General features: G+C 65.6%; 6 protein-coding genes. 5 read left to right on the plus strand and 1 reads right to left on the minus strand.

What is annotated here, in order from left to right:
• Window positions 1-78: 78 nt before the first annotated feature.
• Window positions 79-1647: an amidohydrolase family protein gene (locus Q8O14_11030; protein ID MDP2361264.1), complete on the plus strand. Its 1569-nt coding sequence runs from the start codon at window positions 79-81 to the stop codon at window positions 1645-1647.
• Window positions 1635-3083, plus strand: coding sequence for a hypothetical protein (locus Q8O14_11035; GenBank protein MDP2361265.1), 1449 nt, complete (start codon window positions 1635-1637; stop codon window positions 3081-3083). Before Q8O14_11030 ends, Q8O14_11035 begins: the two co-directional genes overlap by 13 nt.
• Window positions 3084-3146: 63 nt before the next feature.
• Here the strand turns inward: Q8O14_11035 and Q8O14_11040 are convergent, their stop codons facing one another.
• Entirely contained in the window at window positions 3147-4676 is a 1530-nt protein-coding gene (locus Q8O14_11040) for an aldehyde dehydrogenase family protein (protein ID MDP2361266.1), read from the minus strand.
• Between the two features lie 558 nt (window positions 4677-5234).
• Here Q8O14_11040 and Q8O14_11045 point away from each other — a divergent pair.
• From Q8O14_11045 to Q8O14_11055, 3 genes are all read left to right on the plus strand, one after another.
• Window positions 5235-7517, plus strand: coding sequence for a T9SS type A sorting domain-containing protein (locus Q8O14_11045; GenBank protein MDP2361267.1), 2283 nt, complete (start codon window positions 5235-5237; stop codon window positions 7515-7517).
• An 8-nt stretch (window positions 7518-7525) separates the two neighbouring features.
• Window positions 7526-8725 (plus strand): hypothetical protein, encoded by a 1200-nt coding sequence (locus Q8O14_11050; protein MDP2361268.1) that lies wholly within the window; start codon window positions 7526-7528, stop codon window positions 8723-8725.
• 252 nt (window positions 8726-8977) lie between these two features.
• A partial coding sequence (locus Q8O14_11055; GenBank protein MDP2361269.1) for a hypothetical protein occupies window positions 8978-9754 on the plus strand: 777 nt, incomplete at its 3' end.

Genomic DNA, 9754 nt, shown 5'->3' on the forward strand with positions numbered 1-9754 from the left:
GGATCACGTCGATGAGTGGGGGATGCCCCGGTGGTCCAGCGACCCGTCCGCGGCAGCATCCACTCGGTGAGGAATTCCATGCGAACCCTGATCCACCACATCCGGCTTCATGATCCGCGCAGCCAGGGGCGGCGTCCCGGCAGCCTGGTGCTGGAGGAAGGCCGCATCGCGCGGATCCTGCCGGCCGGGCAGCCCCTGCCGCCGGCCGACCAGGTCGTGGACGGGGGCGGACGGACCCTGACCCCCGGCATCTTCGACGCCCATGTCCACCTCGTCCTGGGTGGCGAGGCCCTGGGCCGGGTGCAGGCCTCCGACCATGCCGACCGCGCCTCCCTGCTCACCGAGCTGGCCAGGCGGGCCCGCGCCGTGCCGGCCGGCCCTGACCAACGCGCTGGCTGGGTGCTGGGCCAGGGGCTGCAACCCGGCCCCCTGGTGCCCACCCTGGCCGAGCTGGACGAGGCGACGGGGGGAGTGCCGCTCTGCCTGGACACCCACGACCTGCATTCCTGCCTCTGCAACAGCGCGGCCCTGGCCCTGATCGGGGTCGCGGGGCGGCCCGATCCGCCCGGCGGCGCCGTGGAGCGCGACGAGGGCGGCCGTCCCACCGGCCTGCTCTGGGAGAATGCGGCCCTCTGGGTGCGTCCCGTCCTGCCCCCGGCCGGGGAGGAGGAGCGCCTCGCCTTCATCCTGGCGGCCCAGGCCCACGCCCATGCCTTCGGCATCACGGGCGTGGGGGAGAACCTGCGCCGCGCCGATCTCCCGCTCTTCCAGCGGCTGGAGGAGGAGGGCCGCCTCACCCTGCGCATCCAGGGCTGGCGCAACGACGGCAACCTGGCCCCCGACACCTACCTGCTCGAGCCTTATCGCTCCCCGCGCCTGCGGGTGGACACGCTCAAGCTCTTCGCGGACGGCGCCCTGGGCAGCCAGAGCGCGGCGATGGGCGCGCCCTACCTGGACGGACGGCGCGGCACCCTGGTGGCGGCGCCGGAGGATCTGCTGGCCTGGATGGGGCGCGGCCTGGAGCGTGGCTGGCGCCTGGCCGTGCATGCCATCGGCGATCTGGCCGTCACCCGCGTGATCGACTGCTTCGAGGAGCTGGCCAAGGAGGGCCATGCCGTGCGCGGCTGGCGGCACCGCATCGAGCATGCCCAGTTCATGCGGCGCGAGGACAAGGCCCGCTTGCGCCGCCTGGAGATCATTCCCAGCGTGCAGCCCCTGCATTGCGGCACCGACCAGGACGGCTTCGCCACGCGCCTCACCCGCGAGCAGGCCGCCCTCGCCTTCCCCTGGAAATCCCTGCTCGAGGCGGGACTGCCCCTGCCCGTGGGCACGGACTGGCCCGTCGAGCCCCTCGATCCCCGCCTCAATCTCTTCCACGGCACGACGCGCCTGAGCCGGGGCGGCCTTTCCCTCATCGGCACCCGCGAGGCGTTGAGCGTGGCCGAGCTGCTGCGCGGCATGACCTGGGAGGCGGCCCATGCGGCGGGCTGGGGCGAGGAGCTGGGCTGCCTGGCGCCGGGGGCCCATGCCGATCTGGTGCTGTGGGAGGAGGATCCCCTGGCCTTGCAGGGGGCTGCCCTGCTGGATCTGAAGCCGCACCGGGTCTGGAGCGCCGGCCGGCTGGTGGAGGGACCGTGCAGCGCCTGAGAGGTCTGCCCCGGCCCCCCCGCCGCCGCCTGCCCGAGGACCTGAACCTGGGCAGGCCGCGGACGGCCCTGGCCCACGCCCGCGACCTGCTGGCGCGGCCTCTGGCCACGCCCGGCGAGCTGGCCGCCTGGCTGGAGGAGCGGGCGGAGTACGAGGCGGCGGTGGAGGAGGTCCTGCTCCTGGCCCGTCTCGACCTCAGCGACCAGGTCGCCGACGCGCAGCGGCACGGCTGGCTGACGGATCTGCATCAGGAACTGGGGGCGCCGCTGGCCGATCTGCGCCACCGCCTGGATCGCAAGGCCTGGGAGGCGTCCGGACGCGACGGCCTGCCCGGGGCGACGGACTGGCCGGTCCTGGCGCGCCGCATGGAGCTGCATCGCGAGAGCAACCTGGTCCTGCAGGAACGCCTGCAGGTGCTGGAGACCGAGTACCTGCTGCTGGCGGGGAACCTGGCCATCCGGCGTTCCGGCCGGTCCTGCCCCCTGTCCGAGATGAGGCATCTGCTGAGCGGGGTGGATCCCGTGGCGCGCCGCCAGGTGTGGGAGGAGCGGGCCGCCCTGCTTGAGGAGCTGCGTCCCACCTTCGAGGACCTCATCGACGAGATGCTCGCCCTGCGCGAGCAGGTGGCCCGCAACGCCGACCAACCCAGCTGGAACGCCCTGCGCGCCGCCGGCGGGCAGGGGGGCGTCGCCTGGCGGCCGGAGGATCTGGTCGCCGGAGCGGAGCCGATGGTGGGCCGTCCCTGGGACATGGCCGCCTGCGCCGAGGGCTGCGGCGGCCGCTTCGCCGGCACGGCGGACCTGGTCGCCGAGCTGACGGACGGCCTCTCCTACCTGGCCCCCGCCCTGGCCCTCACCTTGCGCAAGCTGACGACCCTGGGCCTCCTGGACATCGAGTCGCACCCCGGCAAGTTCGATCTCGACGCCTGCCTGTGGCTGCCCGAGCGGCGGCTGCCCATCCTGCGCATGAACGCCCATGCCCTGGAGGACGACCTTTGCCGCTTCGTCCGCCACTTGGCGGAGGCCGGCCTCGCCCTGGCGGAGGACGCCACCCGCCGGCGGGAGGGCGTCCTGGTCCTGCCCGACCGGAGAGCCGTCGCCCAGGCGCGCCAGGCGGTCCAGGCGGTGGTGGGCGGCCTGGAGCCCGCCGCGGCCCGGTGCGTGGCGGAGCGCACCCGCCTCTTGCGCCAGCAGGAGGCGCGCCTCGCCCTGGCGCGGGAGTACTGGATGTGGCTGCTGCATGAGAACCCGGGGATGGGACGCACCCAGCGCCGCCGCCTGTGGCGGGCGACGCTGAGACTCATCTATCCCGGACTGGCGGCGGACCGGGAGGGACCCGAGTTGGAGGACACGCTCTTCCTCGAGGCCGCCTTCTTCCTGCCCGATTGGACTCCTCCCTCCCTGGCCCGCCACTTGATGGAGGGAGCGGCCCGGTAGGGCCTGATGAGACAAGAGCCCGGCGCGCGGCCGGGCTCCTGCCATTGATGCTGATGCCGAAGCTCACAGCTCGAAGTTGATCCCCTGGGCGAAGGCCGTCTTGCCCGACCAGTTGACCGTGTTGGACTGGCGGCGCATGTAGTACTTCCACACGTCGCTGCCCGATTCGCGGCCACCGCCCGTGTCCTTCTCCCCGCCGAAAGCCAGCCCGATCTCGGCGCCGGAGGTGCCCAGGTTGACGTTGGCGATGCCGCAGTCGCTGCCCATGGCCGAGAGGAAGGTCTCGCTCTCGATGACGTGGTTGGTGAAGATGCCGCTGGAGAGGCCCTGGGGCACGCCGTTCTGCAGGGCGATGGCCTCCTCGATCCCGCCGCTGTAAGGAATGATGTAGAGCAGGGGGGCGAAGGTCTCCTCCTGCACGATCTCCATCTCGTTGCGCACCTTGGCGATGGCCGGCGTCACGTAGCAACCGCTCTCGTAGCCCGGGCCGGCCAGCAGCTCGCCGCCGCAGATCATCTGGCCGCCCTCGGCCTTCACCTTGGCGATGGCGCTCTGCAAATCCTTGACCGCGCCGGCGTCCACCAGCGGCCCCATCAGCACGCCCTCGACCAGCGGGTTGCCGATCTTCACCGTCTGATAGGCGGCGGCCAGCTTCTGGATGACCGTGTCGGCCAGGGATTCATGGACAATGATGCGCCGGGTGGAGGTGCAGCGCTGGCCGGCCGTGCCGATGGCCCCGAAGGCGATGTTGGGGATGGCCAGGCTGAGGTCGGCATTGGGTGTCACGATGATGGCGTTGTTGCCGCCCAGCTCGAGGATGGTGCGGCCCAGGCGCTCGCCCACGATGGCGGCCAGGCGCTTGCCCATGGGCGTGGAGCCGGTGGCGCTGATCAGCGGCACGCGCGTGTCGCGCACCAGGGCGTCGCCCACGCTGCTCCCCTTGCCGATGATGAGGCTGCACACGCCGTCGGGCACGCCGTTCCGCTTCAGCACCCTCTCGGCGATCTTCTGGCAGGCCACGGCGGTGAGGGGCGTCTTGCTCGAGGGCTTCCACACCACCACGTCGCCGCAGATCAGGGCCAGCGCCGTGTTCCAGGACCAGACGGCCACCGGGAAGTTGAAGGCCGTGATCACGCCGATGATGCCCAGCGGATGCCATTGCTCGAACATGCGGTGGCGGGCCCGCTCGCTGTGGGTGGTCACGCCGTAGAGCTGACGGCTCATGCCGGTGGCGAAGTCGCAGATGTCGATCATCTCCTGCACCTCGCCGCGCCCCTCCTGGATCACCTTGCCCATTTCCAGGGTGACGAGGGCGGCCAGCTCCTCCTTGTGGGCGCGCAGTTCCTCGCCCAGCTGGCGGACGATCTCCCCGCGCCGGGGGGCGGGCCACATGCGCCACTCGCGGAAGGCCTGCTCGGCCGTGCGCATGACCTGCTCGTACTCGGCCATCTCGCACTGCTGGATGCCTGCCAGCACCTTGCCGTCGATGGGCGAGGCGGATTCCAGCACGTTGCCCTTGCAGGTGATCCAGCTGCCCGTGCTGGCGCCCTGGTTCAGTTCCTCGATGCCCAGTTTGGCGAGGATATCCTTCATGGGGTCGCTCCTGTGTTGAGGGGTTGATCCACCCGCCGCGGGTGGCCCGCCAAGATGGAATGAGGGCCGTCAAGAAGCAAACAAGTGGGCGAGCGGAAGCCCCCTCCTCCGTCCCCATTGCCGCCCACACCCGCCACAGGGAGAGTCGGGACCGGGCTCTTTGTGCTTGTCCCGCCCCGCAGCGTTTCCGTATTTGCAGCCGTGGCACCGGCACCCCTCATCCTGATGCTCCTCCTGCTCATCTCCGGCTCCGCCGCCGCGGCCCGGCCGCTGGTGGTGGCGGCGGGGGACAGCCTCGTGCTGGAGGGCGCCACCCTGACCGCCTCCCGCTCCCGGCCCGCCGCCCTCGTGCACGGCACTCTCATCCTGCGCGACTGCGTGGTGGCGGGCAAGGCGGGGGGAGCCTCGCTTCTGGTCTGTGAGGGAGACAAGGCACGGCTGGTGGTTGAGCGGTGCCGGCTCTGGGCCAGGCCCCGGGCGCGCCGGGCAGGATGGTCCAAGATGCCGGACGAGGTGGCGGACACCCGTCAGGCGAAGCGGACACTTACTCCCCCGCTGGTGGAGCTGCGCGGCGGCCGCGCCCTGTTCTCTTCCAGCACCATGTGGGCTCCAGGCTTTGGGCCGCTGGTGCAGGTGGCGGCGGGTGCCACGGCGCGCCTGAGGTCCTGCCTGCTGGGCGGGGGCGGGCCGGGGCCGGCCATCCAGGAGGAGAAGGACGGCGCCGTGCAACTTTCGTGGTCCATGAGCGACCGCGCGGCCCGGCCGCATGATCCGGCCCGGCCCGGCCTGGTGCAGGTCCCCGACCTGCGCCTGGTGGACCCCCGCCGCGGGGACCTCCGCCTGCGCTGGGATTCCCCCGCCCTGGAAGCCGGCGACCCTGATGAGCCATGGGACTTCGATCTCACCCGCGCCGATATTGGCTGGACACCCAAGTACGAGGAGGTGGAGGTCAGCGGCACCACTACCCTGACGGAGCGGGGCTGGTACAAGGTGATTGGCTACACGACCTTCACCGGCACGGACTTGGTGATTCCAGAGGGAACGACCATCCGCAATGACGACGGCTATACGATGATTTTCAGCGACACGGATAACACGAACGGTTACAACATTGTTGTTGGAGACCCAGATGGCGCGCGAACGGCCATTGTCGGCTCGCTGGACAGCGGAAGCATCTCCTTTGGATCAACCTCCACGGCACCCAGCCAAGCGGTCACGAGTTTCAATGGCGTTCTATTCAACAGAGCACCTGATTTCTACAACGGCGCCTTGTGTTTCAGATATTGTGATGTTGATCTCAATGGCGCCAGCGGGAACGTCAAATTCAACGCTTATCAAAACACGGAAGTCATATTTGATGCCGTGTGTTATGGCCAGTTCAGGAATTTTGACTTCACGGCAACGCACATTCAAAATGGAGTGATGGGGATTGGATGCATTGATGTCCAGTATTCGGACGTGGATGTGCTGAACAACACTTTCGACAGGATCAACGATTATCCGAACAATTGGTACTGGAAATTGATGCATTATGGCACTGTGCCGAATCCAAGCCACATCATCGCCAGCAATCAGTTCAACGCGCAGGACAATGGAGATCTGAATTTCCCCGTGCTGCTCGGCGGGGCGACCCTCAACTTGCACCACAATGTATTTGACAATGTCGAGGCTGGAGCCATCCTTGCGGCAACCGCGACCTTGAACATGAAGAACGGGGCGAACAATCAGTTCTTCAAGGAGGATGCGGTTGGCTACGAAAATTACCCCATGATCGAGGCAATTCAAACCTGGACTGATCTTGAGTGCGGATACAATGCTTTTGCAGCATATAATTACGCGCCAAGTTATCAATTCATTGTTTCGTCAGGTGGATCCTCCAACTGGGCTTACAATTTCTGGGGAGAAGATTGTGACAATGGTGAAAGTCCGGAGAACCACATTCCGGGCTTTGTGAGCACCTTCTCGCCCTGGCTGGCCACTTGCCCAACCCTCTTCGTCCCCTGTCAGGGCCAGGGTGGGGAGAACGACTTGTACGCATTTGGACAAGAGGCCGCGGAGATCGAGAACCATGAGGCGGCCGTCGCCTACTGGATCGAGCTTCTGGAGGACTACCCCGAATCGAAGTACTGCACGGAGGTGACTGGCATCATCAAGGCCATCGGGCTCTATACGGAGTACGGCGCCGAGGATTATCCGCTGATCCGGGCCGGGCTGGAAAGCGCGGCGGACGAGTCGGAACCCGTGGACGACCTCTTGTCCATTTTCCAGGTCTGCAGCGCATGGTGTGTGGAGGCCATGCACGGCGACCGCCCAGCCGCCGAGGCTCTGCTGGACAGCTTGCTGATCGAGAAAGACGGCTATGCCAAGGCCGAGCTGCTGATCAACACGGCCCTGGCCGAGATTGCCACCTATCCGGAGCAGGGCCAGATGAGCGCCCTGGGACCCGAGATGGAGGCGCAGCGCATCGATCGGCGCCGTCAGGCCCTGCGGAACCTGCAGCGCGTGCTGGTGCCGGCCATGGTGGCGGCCGGATCGCCCGCCCCTGGCCTGGACCCCGGGAAGCCCCTGGAGCGGCCTTCCACCTTCGGCATCCGCTCCTGCCACCCCAATCCCTTCAATCCCACCACCACACTGGACGTGCAGGTGGACGGGGAGGAGGCGCTGAGCCTTGAGATCTTCAACACCCTGGGCCAGCGCGTTGCCGTGCTACATGAGGGAGTCCTCCCGGCCGGCGCCCACACTTTCCGCTGGACGGCCGGCCAGGCGGCCACGGGCGTGTACCTGGCACGAGCGGTGCAGGGGCAGCGGGTGTCCGTGGCCAAGGTGATCCTGGTTCGGTAGGCATAGTCATGAACAAGACCCATGTGATGATTGTGGCGGTCCTCCTCTTCGGGGGACCGCCCCTCCCCCTCCCGGCCGCGGTCTGGACGGTGCCGGACCCGTGGCCCGTGATCCAGCAGGCGGTGGACTCCTGCGCCAGCGGGGACACGGTGCTGGTGGCGCCGGGCCACTACCTCGAGCGGCTGGTGATTCCCGACAAGACGTTGACGTTGGCTTCGCACGCGCTGTTGACGGGGGACACGCTCTTCATCCCCCAGACCATCCTGGACGGGGATTCCCTGGGCACGGTGATCCGGGTGGATACGGGCGGCCAGCACCGCTTCATTCTGGACGGTTTCCAGATCCGGAGAGGCGTGGGGCAGCACTGGGTAGGGGGTGGCGTGCACGTCACGGACAGTGCTGATGTGGCGCTAAGGCGCCTTCATTTCACTCAGAACGTGTCTAGGTATTCCGGCGTTTGTGTTTATGCGGACGAGACGGTTGAGACATTCAGTAGGCCAAAATATATGTTAATGCAACATATAAGAGCTTATGATAATAGTACAAGCGGGTTGAGTAGATATTTGTTAGTTGCTAGTTCTATTAATGGTACTAGGGTGAGTGATGTAAGAATTAGTGATATGGATGATTCCGGATTAATGCATGTAAGTAGCTCTGACAGCCTTTATGTTTCCGATATTTATGTGAGACGTGCGGTTTCAAGTGGTACACTCATAAGCGCCGGATTGCAATCTAATGGAGGACTTGGGTTCCAAGAGTATAGCAATATTACCATTGAAGATTGTACATGGAGTAATAGTGTTTTCGTAGTATTGAATGGATTTTGGCCAGGCACTGTGAAGAACGTGCGATTCATGGACAACACCCAAGTGGGCAACAGATCGCAAGCCAACAGGCTGTTTGACGTGATGTTTTGGGGTGTTCCAAGCCACCTGGACAGCTTGGTTTTTCAACGCAATCGGGGGGTGACGGGGCATTCCGTGGTGGGGGAGTTTGAACTACGGCACCCAAGTGACGCTCCCTGGCACCATGGGCGCTTGACCAATCTGATCGTGGAGGATTGTGTGTTGGGGGACAGCACGTATACACCCTGGAATTCCAGCAACAACTATCCTTCCATGTTGACCACCTCGAAGCTGACCCTGGAGAACGCCAGATTCGTGAACAACACGGTGATTCTGACCCCCGGGGCTGGTACACCAGAATGAGGAATTCAAGGAGCAAACTTATTGAAGTTCAGAAGCTACGGAACGGATAGTACTATTTTCCGAGATGTCCTATTCAAGGATAACTTGATAATTGATCAGGATGAGCCTGAAAGCATGCCATCATATTGGGCGAATGAAGGATACTGCGCCATAATCAAATCAGAATTGTATGACTATTTTCTTGTTGACAATGTGGTGTTTGATGGCAATCGACAGCCCAATATGGCCTTTGAACGGCCTTATGGGGGTTATTTGTCGGACGACGTCGACGTGGGCAGCGTGCTGCTCCTCGACCGGGCGACCAATCAATCCGCGAACACCATTCCCAAGCTTTTCACCAATCTGGTCTTTCGCAACAACGACGAGGGGAACATCCGGGCCAAGCTGGAATCCTACTTGCACTTCCGCAACGTGCTGATGTTGGCCACCTCGCGGCAGGGATTTGATTTGGAAGCGAAGTCAGTGCAGATGGACAATGTCTGGATCGACAGCTGCACGGCCTTTGCGCCCATCCCCTTCCAGTCGGAGCAGATGCCCCTGCGGCTGAAAGTCACGGAGCCCAGCTTCATCCGCAACACGACCATCACCAACAGCCAGACGCCCTACTTGGTCATGCCCGGTTACCGCAACCTGGACGCCCCGGCGGACCCAGTGGTCACCTTCGAGAACTGCCTGTTCTGGAACAACCAGATCACGCGCATGGAGGCGGAGCTGCCCCAGTACGAGTGGCCGGGCTGGAGCCATGTCCTGCCCGGGATCTACCGGAATTGCCTGCTGCCCGTGGCCATGCCGCTGGGAGAGGACAATCTGGTGGACGTGGATCCCGGGTTCGACTCAGTCCTGGGCATCCCGTGGTTGTCGCCGGCCTCCCCCTGCATCGACGCCGGCACGCCGGACAGCTTGTGGCAGGACGCCGAGGACCCAGACAACCCCGGCTTCGCCCTGTGGCCGGGGCAGGGCACCCGGCGCAACGACATGGGCTTCACCGGCGGGCCGCGGGCCGCCATCTTCGACACAGCCTGGGTGGCC

The organism is bacterium, assembly GCA_030685015.1.
Taxonomy (GTDB): Bacteria; CAIWAD01; CAIWAD01; order CAIWAD01; family CAIWAD01; genus CAIWAD01.

Bases quoted from the DNA above. Each gene is read 5' to 3' on its own strand.
- Q8O14_11050 (MDP2361268.1), top strand. From the start codon at position 7,526: ATGAACAAGACCCATGTGATGATTGTGGCGGTCCTCCTCTTCGGGGGA.
- Q8O14_11040 (MDP2361266.1), bottom strand. From the start codon at position 4,676: ATGAAGGATATCCTCGCCAAACTGGGCATCGAGGAACTGAACCAGGGC.
- Q8O14_11030 (MDP2361264.1), top strand. From the start codon at position 79: ATGCGAACCCTGATCCACCACATCCGGCTTCATGATCCGCGCAGCCAG.